The following is a 16747-nucleotide window of genomic DNA, read 5'->3' on the forward strand; positions in this document are numbered from 1 at the left end:
GGCGCCGGCTACGCCACGGTCGAGACCGCCGATGTCGTCCAGGACACGGTCCGCGGCGACATCACCGAGCGCGTCTGCACCTTCAACCTCGCCGCCTCGGTCTCCTCCTACAAGCGGCGGATCGAAGGCTCGGCGACGACGGCCAGCAACCTGTTCGTCGACATCAACGCCACCGACGTCGCGGAGTAAGCGCCCATGGCAGCCAAGACCCCCAAGGCTCCGGCTTTCGAGCCGGACACCCTCTACGCCGTGCAGCTCCTGCGCGTCGTCACCCTGTCGACCGGGGAGAAGCTCTCGCCGGGCAAGCGCACCTTTCTCAAGGGCAAGGTGCTGAACGAGCTCGCGCCGGACGATTTCAGCGATGCCGAGCCGGTTTGATCAGCTCTATCGCTGGGGCAAGCGCGATATCGTCAACGACGACGCGCTGAACCTGCGGTTCCGCGACCTCGACAACCGGATCACGCCGATCGAGGCGCTGAAGATCTCGTATGAGGCGGCGCTGCTCACCCTGCAGGATCGCGTGCTGGAGCGGTCCGAGGCGGTGATCGAGGGGCTGCGCGACCGCCTCATCGAGATCACCGAACTCGCCTGGCTCGTCGGCTCGTCCTCGACCGGCCTCACGCTCGTCGAGGAGGCCGAGCAGGCGCTGATCATCGCGCCCGATCGCCGCGCTCTCTTCACGCCTGGCCCGTTCGCCATCGTCGCGACCGGGTCCGACCCCGACGCCTATGCGGTGGTGCAGCATCTCGATTTCGACCGCGCGACCGGCCAGTGGAACTTCCGGACCAAGGTGGTCTCGGCTGCGCTGACGGGCGCACACGCCGACTGGTCGATCGGCGCGCTCGCGGGCTCGACCCTGGCGCAGATGGCGCTGCTGGAGGAGGGCCAGGCGGCGCGCACCGAGACCCTCGCGGCGCGCGACGAGGCCGTGCCGGCGGCGACTGTCGCCACTGAAGCAGCCGGCGTCGCTGTCGGCGCGGCCGGAACGGCGACCGGCGCCGCCGGCATCGCATCCACCAAGGCCGGCGAAGCCTCGGACGCGGCCACGGCTGCTGCAATCTCGGCCGCGAGTGTCGACGGCCCGGCGATAGCCGCATCGCTCGCTGCGCTCGCTGCGGCCGACACCGCTCTCGACACACGCCTCGACGCTGTCGAACCGGTGGTTTCGGCGCTCCAGGCCAACGCCCTCGTCGACGAGGAAGCCATCGCTCTCGCCATTGCATACGGAGGCTGATCAGCCATGGCCAAGACCTATAAGGCGCCCTTCACTCAGGCAGCCAAGCTCTCGTCCTGCATCTGCACGGCGGCGAAGACGACCTACAATGATGCCGCGAACGCCGTGCTGCTGTTCACGGCCGGCGCGGATGGTGCGCGCGTCTCGCGCGTCTGGGCTATCCCCCGCGCCACAGTGACGGCGACGCAGCTGCAGCTTTATGTCTCCTACGATGCCGGCGTGACGCTGCATCTGATCGAGACCGCGCTGATGGCGGCATATACCATGGCGCAGACGACGCAGGCGCCGGCGACGGACTTCGTGCGGGCGACGGCTGCCAACCCGCTGCGCCTGCCTGCGAATGCCCGGCTCTACGCCGCGATCGGCGTGGCACTGGCGGGCGGCATCGTCTTCTCCGCCGACGCCGAGGACTTCTGATGCGTAGCGCGCCGGTCACCTATGACGCGGGGATGAACCCCGGCCGCACACGGGCGCCGGCTGTTTCGCCTTGGATGCGCGCCCCCGGTAACTGGACCTTCGTCGCGCCAGAAGACGGCACCTACACACTCCGACTTCGTGGGCCGGGGGGCGCAGGTGAGCACGCTAGCTCTACAGAGACCGTCAATGGCGGCTCCGGAGGAGCGTTCTGCCGAAAAACAGCGGTCCTTTCGAAGGGGCAAGCCGTCCCTATTACGGTCGGTCTAGGCGGGCGCGGCAACGGATTCGGCAACTCACCAGTCAACCCAAGCGGCCCGACGACCGCAACCCTGCCTTCAGGCCTGGTCACGGCAGGTGCTGGCGCCAACGGCAACAGCGCCGGTGTCGCTCCAGGTGGTATTGCAGTCGGGGGTGACGTCAATCTCGATGGTGGGGCTGGCGGGTTGGGGAGTACCAGTGGCGCGGGTGGGTCCGTGGCGGGTGCGGCAGGAGGTGCAGGCGCTTCACTTGTTGGCGGTGGCGGCGCATCGCCTGGAGACGAAGTTCTTCTACCAACCGTTGGAACGGCCGGCAGAGTGGGCGACCGAGGGGTCGACGGTATCTGGGGCGCCGGGACCGGCGGCAACCGCCACGGATCGTCGACTAATTATCCGCCCACGGGCAACGGTGGAGATGGGATAGCCTTGATTACCTATGACGGCCCTTAACGAGGCAACCCACCATAATGGTCAAGCTGATCACGAAAACGTCCCGTGACGGCCTGTCTGCCGACATGCGTTATTCGCTGATCGACATTCGCCCAGATGTCGCCGCCCGTCTCGCGCCAGCGCTGGCAAAACGACAGGTCTTCGCTCAGCCACCGACCGTCTTGGCCGCGCAGAGGAGCGAACGCGTCAAGGATTGGTTGCGCCGGCCCTGCCAACCGATGACGCCGGTCAGGTGCCGTCCGAAGTTCGGGAAAATGCCGGCCGATCGCGTCGAAAACGGAGCGATGAATGAGCATGATGCCCGTGCCGATCGCCGACACCTCAACGAACCCCGAGGGGGTAGGATCGAATGTCCCGTTACGGTGGACGATCCGATCCGCAGCGACGTACCGTGCGGCGATTGCCATCGCTTGTTCAGGCTGAACACCGGAGATCGCTGCCTCGGCTACTTTGCTGGCCTGCAGGTTCTTCGACGGGCAGAACGCCGCAACAAGCGGGCGATTTTCGTCGATAAGACTATCAAAGAGACTGGGTTCAAAGCCCATGTCGGCATCAACGAAGAACAGGTGCGTCGCCGAGGCATCTGACAAGAATTTCGCGACAAGGGCGTTTCGGGCGGCATCAACCGTGAGGCCGCTGATCCAGCTTAGCGATATCTGAATGTTTCGGCGGGTGCGAAGAATGTGGTCCTGGAGACGAAAGATGCTCTCAAGACACTCTGCTTCGACCGACCCGCTGTACGTCGGGATCGCCACAACCACATGCATTCGAAAGACCTCTTTCGCCAGTTGAGGATCATCCGACCATGTATCAGCGCGTGAACCTTGCCGCCACGGCCGTCGACGGTCCCACCGGGCCGCTGCCGCCGGAACTCGCCGGCCTCGATGACGCGAGCCTTGCTGACCTCTCATGGGTCGGGGCGCCTCTAGACGCGCTCTACGGCGGCTATGGCTACTGGCCCCTGGAGATCAGCGATCCGGATTTCGACCCGGCGACAGAGACGCTGACCGACGATCTCACGGACGTCACGCCTGTCGCGGGCCGCAAGGTGGCGACGGCAAAGCGATCGAAGCGTGCCTTGACTGCCGAGGAGATCGCGGCGCGGCAGCCGCGCCCGCACGTCCTGAGCAAGATGCAGTTCATCCGCTTGGTCCAGACGGCCGGCGGCGTGACCGATGCCTTGCTGGTCCAGGCCGACGCCGAGCCTTTGCTGAAGCCTTTCTGGGTCAAGTTCACCATGACGACCGAGATGCAGCGCGACGATGTCGACACCCAGGCGGGCCTTGGCGCGCTCGCCGCGTTGGGGCTGCTGCCGAACGGCACTCAAGCCATACTCGACGCCTGGCCTACCGGCTGATCTCGCCGCAGCTAGGCAAAGGGTGACACGCGTCACCCTCTTTAGCTCTCTCCCGCGCCCGTAGGGTCCCGGCTCGCATGACGCCTGTCAAGCGTCTCTCCCGAGCGTCCGGAGCCCCGCACAATGGCCGTAACCGAGTATTTTCATGGCGTTCGCGTCTTCGAGGTCGGCTCGACCCCGCGGCCCATCTCGGTCAACGAATACAATACGGTCGGCGCGATGGTCGTGGCGCCCGCCGCCGATCCCGAGGTTTTCCCCGAAGACGTCGTCGTCGAGGGCTTCACCAACGACACGGCGTTCCGGCAAGCGCTCGGCACGGGCGGCAATGTCGATGCGGTCTTCGACGCGATCGACGATCAGGGCGTCATCGCCGAGATCCAGGTGGTCCGCGTCGCCGAGGGCACCGGCGCCACCGATCAGGCCAAGCTCGAAGCCACGATCGCCAACATGGTCGGCAGCGGCGCCGACAATTCGGGCGTGCACGCCTTCAAACTGGCTTCAAAGCCGCCCAAACTGCTGATCGCGCCCGGCTATGACAGCCAGCGCATCAGCGGCGTCAAGAACCCGGTCGCGGGCGAGCTCGACGGCATCGCCAAGCGCGCGCGGGCGATCAAGATCCTCAACACGCCGATGACCAGCCGGGCCGCGGCCGAGCAGTACCGCGACGATTTCCCCGACGACAAGCGCGCATTCTTGTTCCACCCGGCGGTCCGGGTGATGCGCGGCACCAGCATCGTCAACGAGCCCGCCTCGGGCCGCATCGCAGGGCTTTTCATCGCGCGTGACCGTCAGGTCGGCGGCCCCTGGGAGAGCCCGTCCAACCAGGCGATCGGCGGCGCTCTCGCGCCCAGCCGGCCCATCAGCTACTTCACCGGCGAGCCGGACAGCGAGGCCAACGCGCTCAACGAAAACCGGATCGCGACCGTGCGCAACGGGACCCTGCTTTGGGGTAACGAGACCTGCGCGATGGACCCTCTCGACCGGTTCGTGAACGTCGTCCGCACCAACGACATGATCGACGATGCGGTCGTCAACGCCTTCTATTGGGCAATGGACCGCACCTTGTCGGTCCCGCACGCGACGTCGATCATCCAGTCGCTCGACATGTTCGGCGACGAGCTCGTCGCCGCCGGCGCGGTGCTGGGCTTCAGGGTCTGGTTCGACCGGACCCTCAACAGCAACGGCCAGCTGGCCTCCGGCATCCTGCGGATCGAATACGACCGCGAGCCGGCCGCGCCGCTGCAGGACCTGCAGTTCGGGGCGCGCCGCAACCTCGAATATTATGCGGTGCTGGCCAACGGCATCCTGCAGTCGCTCGACCGGCGCGAAGCCGCCTGAACCGGAGAGATCATCATGGCCAGCCTGTCGCTGCTCCTCGTCCAGGGGCGCAACTGCCATATTCAATACGCCGGCGACACCTCGCTCAACTGCCAGCTGGCGCTCGGCAAGGTCAAGCTGCCGACCAACAAGGAGACCTATGAGGATTTCCAGCCGGGCGCGACCAACGGCTCGATGGAGATCGCGACCGGCGCCGAGGCCTGCGTGCTCGGTTTCGATCTCAAGGGCCTCTCGCCCGAGGTGTTGGCCCTGACGCAGATCCCGCGCGGCGACCGCGTCAAGATCACCGTCTTTGCCGCGCTCGTGAACGAGTATGCCGAGACGGGGGGCAACCGGGAGATCCCGGTCACGGCCACGGCCTATGGCCGGATCAACGCCGAGACGGGCGAGCTGGAGCCGAACATGGGCACCGACTATGAGCTCAAGAGCATCTCGAAATACTCGCTGATCATCGGCAACCGCGAGATCTGTCGATGGAACGTCCAGCTCGGCGGCTGGCAGGCCATCGGCGGCCAGACCACGCGCATCAACCACATGATCGGGGTCGTCTGATGAGCGCGCCGGGCGAAGCGATCCTCTCCGGATTCGAGCGCGACCCGGAGCTCGACCCGATCGTCGCGCCGCCGGCGTCGGCCGCCGCACCCGCGCCGTCTCGTCAGGGCCCGCGGGTCGAGCCAGCCGAGCCCCGGCTCTGGGAGGTCAGCCAGGACCTGCTCTTTCCCCTAAGAGTCGACGGCGAGCGGATCGAGCGGCTGACGATCCGGCGTCTCACCGGCCAGCAGGTCGCCGAGCTCGTCCTGGAAGACGACGACGGCGTCTCGCTCAACGCACGGGCCCGCGCCCGCATGGCCGGGGTGCATCCCGCCGTGATCGCGGCGATGGCGGCCGACGACGCGCTGATCTTCGCGGAACTCTGCCGCCCTTTATTGCCGGCCGCGCTCGCCCGCCTCGAAGAGGCGGTCATGGCGGACGCGGCGGGCGCGATCTGAGGCGCGGCCTGGCGCGGCTGCCGCGGCTCGCGGCGGAGGTCGCCCAGGCGCTGCACACGCCGCTGCCGACGATCCTGGCGATGCCGGTCGACGAGATCCTGTTCTGGCACGAAGAGGCCTGCCTGATCGCGGCCGAGCGGCTCGGAAGGTAAACCCATGGCCGGCGACATGCGCGTCAAGCTGTTCCTCGATCTCGTCAACCGGCTCTCGCCCGGCGCGAAGGTCGCTGCAAAAGACCTGAAAGCGATCAAGCAGGCGGCGGCCGACATCCGCAAGGAACGGGCCGGCGACGGGCTGGCGAAGGGGCTCGACCGCAGCGGCCGGGCGGCGCGTTCGGCCGAACGCGATCTCAAGGGCGTCAAGCGGGCGGCCGCCGAGCTCCGCAACGAGCGCGCCGGCGACCAGCTGGCGGCGGGGCTGGACCGGGCCTCCGCCTCGGCCCGGCGCGCCCGCTCCGAGATCGCCGGCGTCAAGCGCGCCCAGGAGGATCTGGCGCGGACCGCGGCGGGCGCCAATCTGCCAGCGCCGCGCGGCGGCCGTGGTCGCCCGGCCGGGGCGCCCGCAGGCCTCGATGCCGCTGCCGGAGCCGCCGCTGCCGGAGGCCGCGGCGGTTTGATGCCGCTCGTCGGCGCTTATGGCGGCTATCGCGCCGCCAGCGCCGGCGTGCGCGGCACGGTCGGCCAATCCATCTCCTTCGAAAAGGCGATGGCGGAGGTGAAGAAGAAGGTCGACGGGATGGATGACCCCGCCGCCCTCGCCAAGATGGAGCAGGACATCTCCAGATGGGCGATCACCTATGGCCGCGCTCGCGAGGAGGTCGCCAAGCTGGTCGCCGAGGCCGGCGCCGGCGGCGTCTCGAAAGCCGACATGCCGGATTTCGCTCGCATCAACCTGGCGGCCTCGACCGCCTGGGACGTCTCGGCCGACAAGGCCGGCAACGCGTTGGCGAAGATCCGCGCGGCGACGCAGTGGAACAATGCGGAGCTCGAAAACTTCACCGACAAGGTCAACGCTTTGTCCGACGCCGGCGCGGCGAAGGAAATGGACGTCGTCGAGATGTTCCAGCGCTCGGGCGCCGCGGCCAAGGCGGCCGGCGTCGATTTCGATGCGTCGCTGGCCTTCCTGACGGCCATGAATAACGTCGCGATCGCGCCCGAGGTCGCCTCGCGCGGCTTCAATGCGTTCGCCTCGACGCTGCGGACCGCGACCGAGCAGCAGGCCCGCGTCGATGAGGGGCTGAAGATGATCGGTCTCTCAGCCGAGCAGGTCGAGAAGGGCATGAAGACCGAGTCGACCGCCACGATGATCGATGTATTGCAGCGCCTGGAGAAGAGCACCGACAAGGCGAAAGCGGCGATCAAGATTTTCGGAAAGGAGTGGTGGGACGAGATCGCCCGCGCCGGTCAGGCCCTGCCGGAGATCACCAAGAACCTCGGGATCGTCGGCAACGAGGACAAATGGAAGGGCTCGGCGCAGAAGAGCCTGAACATCGAGCTCGCCACCACCGACAACCACCTCAAGCGGCTGTCCGCTCTCGCCTCGGAGGTCGGCGACCGCTTCGGCCGCTGGGCGCTGCCGGCGATCAACGAAGGAATCGAGCGGGTCATCGCCGGCCTGGACGCGATCGACAAGCGCGCCGAGCAGAAGAAGGAAGTCGAGAGCCTGGCGCAGTCCCAGGCCAAGGGCGAGGCGCTGACGCCCGAGCAGCGCGAAAAGCTCGCCGGCGATGCCCAGATGGCTCTGGCCGTGAAGCGCCGTTCAAATCAGATCTCGGCGCAGTCCGATTATGAGGAGACCACCGCCCGTACCGCCCAGGCCGAGCCTGCCGACGTGCTCGACGAGCGTCGCCAGCTCCTGCGGCGCCAGCTGCAGCGCCAGATCGACACGGCGGAATCGGAGCAGCGGCTTTCTCCCGGCGAGTTCGGTCTCGGCAAACAGAAAAAGCTCCAGGCGCTGCGCAACCAGCTCGCCGAGATCCCGGCGCAGGCGCAGGAGCGGCGCGTCGCGGCGCCCGATCCGCGCCGCCCGGCCGACCAGGCCGAGCGCGGCCAGGCCGATCGCGGCGAGGCGGAGGCCCAGCGCGAGCGCGTCCGCCAGATCACCAGCCGCGTCCAGACGCTGGACGATCTCGGGGCGATGGCGAGCAACCCGGCCGATAAGCAGGGTTTTGCCAGCGACGCCGCGGCGCAGCGCGCCCGGCTCGCGGTCGCGGCGCGCGAGCTCGCCGCCCTCGAAAACCCTGCGGCGGGCGACGCGATGGCGGCCCGCCAGGCCGCGCCCAATGCGGCGGCGGCCGGCGCCTTCGGCTTCAACAAGCTCGGCGGGGCTCCGGACAGCGCCGCTCCCAAGGGGCCGGGGCCTGGCCTGCTCTCCTTCGGCATGTCCGGCGCCGGGGGCGGCGACAGCGGCGCGGCCTGGGCCTCGGCCGTCAAGAGCGCGACCGATATCGATCTCGGCCCCGCCGGGATGACCATGATGGAGCGGCTCAATGCCGGGCTGAAATCGGGCGCGGCCGGGGCCGAGAGCACGGCCGCCGGCGTCAAGACCGGTATCGAGGCGGCGCTGCAGGGCGGCGATCTCAGCGGCGCCGGCGCCTCGCTGATGTCGACCTTCGCGGCCGGAATCACCGCCGGCGGCGCCCAGGCCGTCGCCGCGGCGCAAGGGGTCGCCGGGCAGGTCAAGGCCGCGCTCGCCGCTGGCGGTGGTGGCGGCGGCTCACGCGGCCTCTCCGGCTCGCTGCATGACGGGGTGGATTGATGGTTATCCCGATCCTGGCCATCGGCCCGCACATCTTCGCGGCGCTGCCCCTCTCGATCCAGACGATCAAGGAGACGACGAAAGCGAATTGGCCCTCGGTCAACCGCTTCGGCGTGGGCCCCGCCCGCCAGTTCGTCGGCCGCGGCGAGGACAGCTTCGAGGTCGAGGGGCTCTACTTTCATGCCGAATTCGGCGGGCACGCGCAGTATCTGATGCTCAAGGCGACGCAATCGGCCGGCGAGCCGGTCGAGCTGATCGGCTGGAGCGCCGCCGGCGCGGCGGCCGAGGTCTTCGGCACCGTTGTCATCCTCACCGTCAGCGCGACCCACAAAAAGATCACCCGCGCGGGTATCGGCGCGATCACCGAATTCTCGATCGAGCTCGCGCCCTTCGGCGGTGACGGCAGCTTCGGCGGTCTGTTCTGATGGCGCGCGTCACGGTCACGCGCGAGGGCATGACGGTCGACCTGATCGTCTTCCGCCATTTCGGCAACCCCGACACGCGCCTCGTCGAGCTCACCTATGAGCTCAATCGCGGGCTCGCCGATCTGGGGACGATCGTGCCGGTCGGGACGGAAATCGACCTGCCGGAGGCGCCGCCCTCGTCGCCGCCGCGCCGCGAGACCGTGAGGCTCTGGGACTGATGGCCTACGTCCTCGACGATCTCAGCAAGGGCGGCTTCACGCCGATGATCGAGATCAAGATCGACGGCGAGGAGGTCGCGGGTGAATTCTACAGCGTCCTGATCAAGGCGACCGTGCGCGACGAGGCCGGCCAGAAATCCGATCAGCTCACGCTGGAGCTCGACGATCGCCATAATCAGATCGCGCGGCCGCGCGACAAGGCCAAGATCGAGGTCTGGCTCGGCTACAAGGAGACCGGGATCGCCGAAATCGGCACCTATGAGATGCAGACCTTCTCCCGAAAGTGGGACGATGGCGGCGAGACCGTCACGATCCAGGCCAATGCCGCCGACCTGAAGACCGGCTTGAAGGGCGGCGGGCGCGAGCATTTCGAGGATACCAATGTCGGCGACGTCATCAGCCGCATCGCCAAGCGCAACAAGCTGACGCCCGAGATCCATGCCAAGCTCAAATCGATCCCGGTCGAGTATCTCGCCCATGTCGATTCCAGCGACATCGACTTCCTGACCAATTTGGCGGACGCGCTCGACGCGGTGATCAAGCCGATGGGCGACAAGCTCGTCGCCACCCCGCGCGGCGAGGCGAGCTCAGCGAGCGGGAAAAAGCTGATCACGATCGAGATCGCCAAGTCGGACACTGTCGATGGCGAGATCACGCCCAACAGCCGGGCGCAATACGGCAAGGTCGAGACCAGCTATATCGACCAAAAAACCGGCAAGCGCGTGGTCGAGAAATCCGATACGGGCCTCGACGGGCCGACCTTCACGGTGCGCGAGCCACTGCCGAGCAGCGATCTGGCGAAGAAGAAGGGCCAGGCCGAGGCGAAGCGCCTGACCCGCAATACGGCGCAGGGCCATGTCACGCTCGCCCAGGGCCGCCCCGAGGCCAAGGCCGAAGCCGATGTCGTGCTGGGCGACGGCTTCGTCGACGACGTGGCCGGCGAGTACCGGGCGGATTCGGTCGAGCACACCTTCGACAACAACGGGTTCAGGACCAAGATCGAGCTCAAGGCCAAGGAGGATGGATCGACGACGAAGAAGATGGCCAAAGAGAGCAAAAAGAAAGGAGGCAAGCCCGCCTCGAAGCCGTCGACGACCACCAAGAACAACTCTGCGGTCAACAGCTCCGGCGGAGGCGGCGGCTCGGCGGTCGGCTAGCGCCGGCGGGTCGCCCAGGCGCTGCTAGACGGTGGCGTCAGATTTTCAATCTGTTGCCATTTGATCGTTCGCTCATTGCCATTTGAAAGTTCGCGCTACAACGAGCCTGATCAGCGGATTGCTCTACGGGTCCGAGCGTTTCCGCTCCTAACTCCCGCAAACAGCCAGGCGATCTGCTGTGCTGGAGCACCGTCATGGACCACGACAGAATTCTGCAGGCTCAGGTCTTGCGCGTGAAGGCGTTGAAGTGCCGCCGCTGGGCCGACATCGCCTGCGACAGCGAGAGCGCCGCCCGCCTGGCAGCGATGGCGCGCGATTATGACGGGCAGGCGGACGCCCTGGAACGGGATGTCGCCGCGCTCGACCGCGTACAGCTGGGACGATAGGCACAGGCTTCCAAGCGCCTCGCCGCCTCAGCCTATTCGCCGTAGAGCGCCGAGTGCCGCGCCGCAGCGAGCCCGTCGACCTCGCTCTTGCCGACCTTCGCGGGATCGTAGAGCCAGCAGATCTCCTCGCCCCCGTTCAGCATCCGGCCCTGGACGAGCTCGGCGCCGGCATAGCCGGCCTCGCGCAGGTCGCGCCTGAGCCGGCGGGCATCCCATCTGATCGCGGCATAGCCGAAAGCGTCATTGTCGAGGACGAACCCGTCCTCCTTGATCCGCAGGAGGGCGTTGGTGATGTCTTGCGCTGAATATGTCATGGCCTGTTCTGGGCGTTGATCACACTCCCTTAGGCCGCGGCCCATTTGCCGACCGATACGGATTTGGCTCGCATTTTACCAATCGGGGCGATTTTCGATACGGACCGGCCATTGTCGAGCCGAAGCCGGATTTGTCGCGAACAATTCCGCCGCCGTTGCGTTGTTTCAGTACACCGTTCACGAACAGGAGGAGCGTCCGATGGACTGGAACCGCGTCGAAGGGAACTGGAAGCAGCTCAAGGGCAAGGTCAAGGAGCAATGGGGCAAGCTGACCGATGACGATCTCGACGTCATCGCCGGCAAGCGCGACCAGCTCGAGGGCAAGATCCAGGAGCGTTACGGCATCGAGAAGGACAAGGTCCGCAGCGATGTCGACGACTGGTACGGCCGTCAGACCTGGCAGTGACCATTCACGGTCATCGCACGCTGCAAAGCGGCCCTGACCGTTGAAGGAAGGCCCCGCCGGCTCGCACCGGCGGGGCCTTTCGTTTGCCGAACCAGCGTCATCGCAACGTCACCGCCCCGCCCTAGCGTCAACCCGTTGATCTTGGCCCTTGCGGGCGCGACAGGGTGGGTGGACGCATGAAGCTCCTGGTCAAGCTGGCTGTCGCCGGCGCTCTTCTCGGCTCTTTCGCAGCACCTGCCCATGCCGAGCCGATCACCGGCGCCGGATCGAGCTTCGCCTTCCCGATCATCGGCAAATGGGCGCAGAACTACCGCATCGCCAAGTCGGACGGCGCCGAGATGACGCCGCTCGACATCGGCGTCGATTATGAGCCGATCGGTTCGCTCGGCGGCGAGGTCCGGGTCACCCAGCGCGCCGCCGAGTTCGGCGCCTCCGACCGGCCGCTCTCCTCCGAAGAGTTGCAGCGCTCGGCCCTGATCCAGTTCCCGATCGTGATGGGCGGCATCGTCCCGGTGGTGAACATCGACGGCGTCGGGCCCGGCCAGATCCGCTTGACCGGCCCCCTCCTCGCCGACATCTATCTCGGCAAGGTCAAGCTCTGGTCCGATCCGGCGATCAAGGCGGCCAATCCCGAGCTGAAGCTGCCCGACGCCCCGATCAGCGTGATCTACCGCTCCGACGGCTCGGGCACGACCTTCAACTGGACCGACTATCTCGCCAAGGCGAGCCCGGAATGGCGCGACAAGGTCGGCGTCAACACGCAGGTTCCCTGGCCGGTCGGCGCCGGCGCCGAGCGCACGCAGGGCGTCACCGAGGCGGTGAAGCGGACCAAGAACGCGATCGGCTATGTCGAGTTCGGCCAGGTCGTGCGCGCCGGCCTCGCCTACGCCCAGGTGCAGAACAAGGCCGGAAACTTCGTCAAGCCGGATCCGGCGAGCTTCAGCGCCGCGGCTGCCAGCGCCGAATGGGCCAAGGCCAAGGATTTCTCGCTGATGCTGACCGATGCGCCGGGCGCCGAGGCCTATCCGATCGTCGCCACCACCTTCGCTCTGGTGCCGAAGCCGCGCACGCGCCGCACCCAGGAGGTCCTCGACTTCTTCCGGCTGTCCTTCGAGGCCGGCGCCGCCGACGCGACGACGCTCGGCTATGTGCCGCTGCCGGAGACTCTGGTGAAGCAGGTCAAGGACTACTGGGCCGCCAGCATGAAGGCCGGCAGCTGAGCTTGTCGCAAGCATAGCGCCGACCCGCTCATTCTCTTGGCGCTGTGACGCGGTTCCTTCGCTTCGCAGCCAGTCCGGATGTCGCTCAGGCACCGTTCATAGACCGGCCCTTATTCTGGCCTCCAATGGATTCGCACCCGGCCGCGGCCGGGAGACCAGGAGGACAGACATGATCAGGACGCTCGCCCTTGCCGCTCTCGTCGGCGTGGCCATCTCGTCCGCGACCGGCGCGAGCGCCCAGTATTACGATCCCTATCGGCAGGCGCCGCGCTATGACTATGACGACGATCGGCCGCCGCCGCGCTACGATTACGACCGGCCGCGCTATCGCGATGGCGGCCCACGCTATGGCTATGACCGGCCCTCTCGCCAGCGCTACAGCAATATCTGCGTGACCTCGCGCGGCTCGTGCGCCGCCCCGCCGGCGCCGCCGATCTCAGCCTGCCGCTGCTATATCGAAGGCTTCGGCATGAAGCGGGGCGTGACCCAGTGAGGCACGCCGGATGGCCGCGCCCTGCACCGAGCCAGGGCCGGCTATCCCCTTGGCCGCGATCCCGGCCAGCCGGAAACGACGCTGAATACCTGACGATCCACACGACGTGTCGGTAGCGGAAGGACAGCATCCGGCAGAGCCGAACTGGTTAATTTTACCTTGTTTTGCAGTTAACCTTGTCTTCATAGATCAGTTCGGGCTTCCTTACCCCAACGACGCAGCGGCAGCGTTGCGCAACGCAGGGTTGGGGTCAGCTATGACGTTCAGGCTTCTTTCGCTTTCGGCACTCGCCACCACGGCCCTTGTCGGCCTCGCCGCTCCGGCCATGGCCGGCGGCTGCTATGCCTCGTCCTGCTACAAGGCACCCGTCAGCACTTGCGGCGGCGGCTCCTGCTACAAGCTGGTCTCGAAGCCGCCGGTCTACGGCACCGTCGACGAGAGCTATGTCGTGCGCCCCGAGCGCACCTTCTCGCGAGTCGTCCCGGCGCAGTACGACACCGTCACCGAGCAGGTGGTGATCCAGCCGGAGCGCCGCGTCGCCCGCCACATCCCGGCCCAGTACAAGACCGTCTCCGAGAAGGTGCTGATCTCGCCGGCGACCAAGCGCTGGGAAGTCACCCGCGACGCCTACGGCCAGACCACCGGCTGCTGGGTGCATGTCCCGGCGCAATACGGGTATCAGCAGCGCACCGTCGAGGTCTCGCCGGCCTCGGTCGACTACGACGTCATTCCGGCCGTCTATGGCCAGCGCAGCCGCCGCGTCATGGTCAGCGCCTCGCGGGTCGTGCACGAGACCGTGCCGGCGGAATATGCGACGCGTCAGCGCCAGGTCCTGGTCAGCCCCGGCTCGCAGTATTGGGCCAAGAGCGGCTACTGAGTTTTTCAAGTTTTCTTCGTAGTACCTGTCACCACGGACAAACACCTCACGCCCCGGCTCCGGCCGGGGCTTTTTTCTTGTTTGAGGCCAACGCTGAAGAAGCGTGCAGGCTGTCCTCATCGTCATGGTCGGGCTTGTCCCGACCATCCACCTCGTCCTTCGGACGGCGCAGTGTTCAAGACGTGGATGCTCGCCACAAGGGCGAGCATGACGCGAATGGACGATGTCGAGCTTGAAACGTCGCTGCCAGCTCAGGCCAAGCCGCCGGTCAGCAGGATCAGCACGCCGACGCCGAGCGCGAAGGCGAGGATGCGGGCCGGCATGGAGAACAGAGTGCCCGGCGGCTGCTTCGTCGCGAAGCCGGCGACGACCTCGACCACAGCGAGTGCCAGCAGCACGTAGACGAAGGGCGGGAAGGTCCCGCCTCTGGCGATCCAGCCGGTGTTGACCGCGAGCGAGGCGAGCGCGCCGAGCCCGGCGCCAGCCGCGATGAAGAATTGCTCGGGCCGGCTGAAGCGCACCGCTGGGCTCAGCGCCGACGGAAATTCTGCGGCCGCGGCGGCATCGGGCCGGGGCTGGCGGTCTTCTGGCGGAAATTGATGCGGCCGCGATCGAGATCGTAAGGCGACATCTCCACGACCACGCGGTCGCCGGCGATGGTGCGGATGCGGTTCTTCTTCATCTTGCCGGCCGCATAGGCCAGGATGACGTGGTCATTGTCGAGCTTCACCCGGTAATTGCCGTCCGGGAGCACCTCGACCACGGTGCCGTCGAATTCGAGCAGTTCTTCTTTCGCCATTCGCTGATCCTTCGTCTTGTCTGCGGCGCGGGGCCGAGCCTTCCAGGCTCAGCCCCAGCGGTTACGGCGCCTGTCAGTTCGGGCGCCGCCCGCCGCCGCCGGTGCGTCGTTGTCCCGTTCTTTGCTGCAAGAACGCGACGCCGCCAAGCCCTTCCTTGCCGGAAGCTGCGTCTTTTCGTGCACCACCCGCCTCATGGCGCTGGGCCGGGCGCTCATGGCGCTGCTGCTCCGGACGGGCCTGCTGCTGACGCGGCTGGTTCGGGCGGGACTGCTCGCGATGCGGCTGGCCCTGGCGTTCACCCTGCTCCTGACGCTGGCCGCCACGGCCATGGGACGGAGCGCCGCGACCGTCGCGACGCTGCCCCTGCCCGGGCTGCTGCCCGTTCTGCGGGCGACCCTGGCCACGGCCGCCACGGTTCTGCGGCGGCTTCTTCGGCGTGCGGCCATCCCAATACGGCACGTCGCCGATCGGGGTGAGCGCGACCTTGGTCAGCTTCTCGATCGCGGCGAGATCGCCGCGCTCTTCCGGCGTGCAGAAGGCGATGGCGAGGCCCGACGCGCCGGCGCGCGCGGTGCGGCCGATCCGGTGAACATAAGTTTCCGGCACGTTCGGCAGGTCGAAATTGACGACATGGCTGATGCCGTCGACATCGATTCCGCGCGCGGCGATATCGGTCGCCACCAGGATGCGCAATTCGCCGTCACGGAAGGCACCAAGCGCGCGCTCGCGCTGGCTCTGGCTCTTGTTGCCATGGATCGCGGCGGACTTGATGCCGGCCTGCTCGAGCTGGCGCACGACCTTGTCGGCACCGTGCTTGGTGCGGGTGAAGACGATGGCGCGCTCCATCTCGGAAACGCCGAGCGTCTTCGCCAGCAGAGCCGGCTTCTGGCCGGCTTCGGTGAAGATGACGCGCTGGTCGACCTTCTCGGCCGTGGTCGCGACAGGCGCGACCGCGACCTCGACCGGGTCGGTCAGATAGGCCTGGGCGATCTCGCGGATCGCCTTCGGCATGGTCGCCGAGAACAGCAGCGTCTGGCGCTGCTTCGGGATCAGCGTCGCGATCTTGCGCAGCGCATGGATGAAGCCGAGGTCGAGCATCTGGTCGGCTTCGTCGAGCACCAGGAACTCGATCTCGCGCAGCGAGACGGCGCGCTGGTCGACCAGGTCGAGCAGGCGGCCGGGCGTGGCGACGAGGATGTCGACATGCTGGCCGAGCGCGCGGATCTGCTTGCCGACCGGAACGCCGCCGAAGATCACCGTCGACTTCAGCGAGGTGAACTGGGCGTAGGTGCGGATGCTGGCCTCGATCTGGGCCGAGAGCTCGCGCGTCGGCGACAGGATCAGGGCGCGCACCGAACGCGGCTGCATGCGCCGCGGCTGGTTCAGCAGCCGGTGCAGCATGGGCAGCGAGAACGCAGCCGTCTTGCCGGTGCCGGTCTGGGCGGCGCCGAGCAGGTCACGACCGTCGCGAATGGAAGGGATCGCCTGCGCCTGGATCGGCGTCGGCGTCTCATAACCTTCGGCGGCGAGCGCTTTGAGAAGCGGCTCGGCCAGGCCGAGGTCGGTAAATTTGGTCAAATCAGGTCTTTCTGAGCCGGACGACATGGGGCGCACGTGGTGAACGGAAGCGCCTCGGCATGCAGTCTCGGTCT

General features: G+C 67.3%; 22 protein-coding genes. 17 read left to right on the plus strand and 5 right to left on the minus strand.

Annotated features, from left to right (window positions below; all coding sequences use genetic code 11):
* The 4 genes from BMZ69_RS31490 to BMZ69_RS05030 all read left to right on the plus strand — a co-directional run.
* Positions 1 to 189, plus strand: a 189-nt coding sequence (locus tag BMZ69_RS31490; protein ID WP_175506669.1) for a hypothetical protein, incomplete at its 5' end; no start/stop codon positions are given.
* A gap of 6 nt (positions 190 to 195) precedes the next feature.
* The gene (locus BMZ69_RS05020) at positions 196 to 378 is read left to right on the plus strand and encodes a hypothetical protein (protein ID WP_092155480.1); all 183 of its coding nucleotides are present in this window, start codon (positions 196 to 198) and stop codon (positions 376 to 378) included.
* Positions 362 to 1234 carry a hypothetical protein gene (locus tag BMZ69_RS05025; protein ID WP_092155481.1) on the plus strand — a complete coding sequence of 291 codons (873 nt, stop codon included), beginning with the start codon at positions 362 to 364 and terminating at the stop codon, positions 1232 to 1234. Before BMZ69_RS05020 ends, BMZ69_RS05025 begins: the two co-directional genes overlap by 17 nt.
* A 6-nt stretch (positions 1235 to 1240) precedes the next feature.
* Positions 1241 to 1651: a hypothetical protein gene (locus BMZ69_RS05030; RefSeq protein WP_092155482.1), complete on the plus strand. Its 411-nt coding sequence runs from the start codon at positions 1241 to 1243 to the stop codon at positions 1649 to 1651.
* Between the two features lie 703 nt (positions 1652 to 2354).
* Here the strand turns inward: BMZ69_RS05030 and BMZ69_RS05040 are convergent.
* On the minus strand, positions 2355 to 3125 hold the full coding sequence (locus BMZ69_RS05040; RefSeq protein WP_092155484.1) for a hypothetical protein: 771 nt from the start codon (positions 3123 to 3125) through the stop codon (positions 2355 to 2357).
* A 38-nt stretch (positions 3126 to 3163) separates the two neighbouring features.
* On the opposite strand from BMZ69_RS05040, the gene BMZ69_RS05045 reads away from it, so the two are divergent.
* From BMZ69_RS05045 to BMZ69_RS05085, 9 genes are all read left to right on the plus strand, one after another.
* Positions 3164 to 3715, plus strand: coding sequence for a hypothetical protein (locus BMZ69_RS05045; protein WP_092155485.1), 552 nt, complete (start codon positions 3164 to 3166; stop codon positions 3713 to 3715).
* A gap of 123 nt (positions 3716 to 3838) precedes the next feature.
* Positions 3839 to 5053, plus strand: coding sequence for a phage tail sheath C-terminal domain-containing protein (locus BMZ69_RS05050; protein ID WP_092155486.1), 1215 nt, complete (start codon positions 3839 to 3841; stop codon positions 5051 to 5053).
* Between the two features lie 15 nt (positions 5054 to 5068).
* Entirely contained in the window at positions 5069 to 5605 is a 537-nt protein-coding gene (locus tag BMZ69_RS05055) for a phage major tail tube protein (protein ID WP_092155487.1), read from the plus strand.
* Positions 5605 to 6042, plus strand: a complete 438-nt coding sequence (locus BMZ69_RS05060; RefSeq protein ID WP_092155488.1) for a phage tail assembly protein — start codon at positions 5605 to 5607, stop codon at positions 6040 to 6042. The genes BMZ69_RS05055 and BMZ69_RS05060 overlap by 1 nt, the downstream gene beginning before the upstream one ends.
* A gap of 156 nt (positions 6043 to 6198) precedes the next feature.
* Positions 6199 to 8799 (plus strand): phage tail tape measure protein, encoded by a 2601-nt coding sequence (locus BMZ69_RS05065; RefSeq protein ID WP_092155489.1) that lies wholly within the window; start codon positions 6199 to 6201, stop codon positions 8797 to 8799.
* Positions 8799 to 9224, plus strand: a complete 426-nt coding sequence (locus BMZ69_RS05070; protein WP_092155490.1) for a phage tail protein — start codon at positions 8799 to 8801, stop codon at positions 9222 to 9224. Before BMZ69_RS05065 ends, BMZ69_RS05070 begins: the two co-directional genes overlap by 1 nt.
* Positions 9224 to 9442 carry a tail protein X gene (locus BMZ69_RS05075; protein WP_092155491.1) on the plus strand — a complete coding sequence of 73 codons (219 nt, stop codon included), beginning with the start codon at positions 9224 to 9226 and terminating at the stop codon, positions 9440 to 9442. The genes BMZ69_RS05070 and BMZ69_RS05075 overlap by 1 nt, the downstream gene beginning before the upstream one ends.
* Positions 9442 to 10599 carry a phage late control D family protein gene (locus tag BMZ69_RS05080; protein WP_092155492.1) on the plus strand — a complete coding sequence of 386 codons (1158 nt, stop codon included), beginning with the start codon at positions 9442 to 9444 and terminating at the stop codon, positions 10597 to 10599. Before BMZ69_RS05075 ends, BMZ69_RS05080 begins: the two co-directional genes overlap by 1 nt.
* A 194-nt stretch (positions 10600 to 10793) precedes the next feature.
* Positions 10794 to 10985 (plus strand): hypothetical protein, encoded by a 192-nt coding sequence (locus BMZ69_RS05085; RefSeq protein WP_092155493.1) that lies wholly within the window; start codon positions 10794 to 10796, stop codon positions 10983 to 10985.
* A gap of 32 nt (positions 10986 to 11017) precedes the next feature.
* Here BMZ69_RS05085 and BMZ69_RS05090 read toward each other — a convergent pair whose 3' ends face one another.
* Complete coding sequence (locus BMZ69_RS05090; RefSeq protein WP_092155494.1) at positions 11018 to 11299, minus strand: hypothetical protein; 282 nt, start codon at positions 11297 to 11299, stop codon at positions 11018 to 11020.
* A 199-nt stretch (positions 11300 to 11498) separates the two neighbouring features.
* Between BMZ69_RS05090 and BMZ69_RS05095 the strand changes: the two genes are divergently transcribed.
* The 4 genes from BMZ69_RS05095 (at position 11499) to BMZ69_RS05110 (ending at position 14295) form a co-directional block, all read left to right on the plus strand.
* Positions 11499 to 11705: a CsbD family protein gene (locus BMZ69_RS05095; protein WP_092155495.1), complete on the plus strand. Its 207-nt coding sequence runs from the start codon at positions 11499 to 11501 to the stop codon at positions 11703 to 11705.
* Positions 11706 to 11881: 176 nt separating this feature from the next.
* Positions 11882 to 12925 carry a phosphate ABC transporter substrate-binding protein PstS gene (gene pstS / locus BMZ69_RS05100; protein ID WP_092155496.1) on the plus strand — a complete coding sequence of 348 codons (1044 nt, stop codon included), beginning with the start codon at positions 11882 to 11884 and terminating at the stop codon, positions 12923 to 12925.
* A 169-nt stretch (positions 12926 to 13094) separates the two neighbouring features.
* Positions 13095 to 13418, plus strand: coding sequence for a hypothetical protein (locus BMZ69_RS05105; protein ID WP_092155497.1), 324 nt, complete (start codon positions 13095 to 13097; stop codon positions 13416 to 13418).
* 256 nt (positions 13419 to 13674) lie between these two features.
* Positions 13675 to 14295 (plus strand): hypothetical protein, encoded by a 621-nt coding sequence (locus BMZ69_RS05110; protein WP_092155498.1) that lies wholly within the window; start codon positions 13675 to 13677, stop codon positions 14293 to 14295.
* Positions 14296 to 14546: 251 nt separating this feature from the next.
* Here the strand turns inward: BMZ69_RS05110 and BMZ69_RS05115 are convergent, their stop codons facing one another.
* From BMZ69_RS05115 to BMZ69_RS05125, 3 genes are all read right to left on the minus strand, one after another.
* A complete protein-coding gene (locus tag BMZ69_RS05115; protein WP_092155499.1) occupies positions 14547 to 14816 on the minus strand; it encodes a hypothetical protein in 270 nt (89 codons plus the stop codon).
* Positions 14817 to 14824: 8 nt separating this feature from the next.
* Positions 14825 to 15094 (minus strand): translation initiation factor IF-1, encoded by a 270-nt coding sequence (gene infA / locus BMZ69_RS05120; RefSeq protein WP_057187732.1) that lies wholly within the window; start codon positions 15092 to 15094, stop codon positions 14825 to 14827.
* Positions 15095 to 15167: 73 nt separating this feature from the next.
* On the minus strand, positions 15168 to 16673 hold the full coding sequence (locus tag BMZ69_RS05125) for a DEAD/DEAH box helicase (protein WP_092155500.1): 1506 nt from the start codon (positions 16671 to 16673) through the stop codon (positions 15168 to 15170).
* Between the last annotated feature and the right edge of the window lie 74 nt (positions 16674 to 16747).

The sequence above is a fragment of the Allobosea sp. CRIB-10 genome, assembly GCF_900112185.1.
In the GTDB taxonomy this organism is placed as follows: Bacteria; Pseudomonadota; Alphaproteobacteria; order Rhizobiales; family Beijerinckiaceae; genus Allobosea.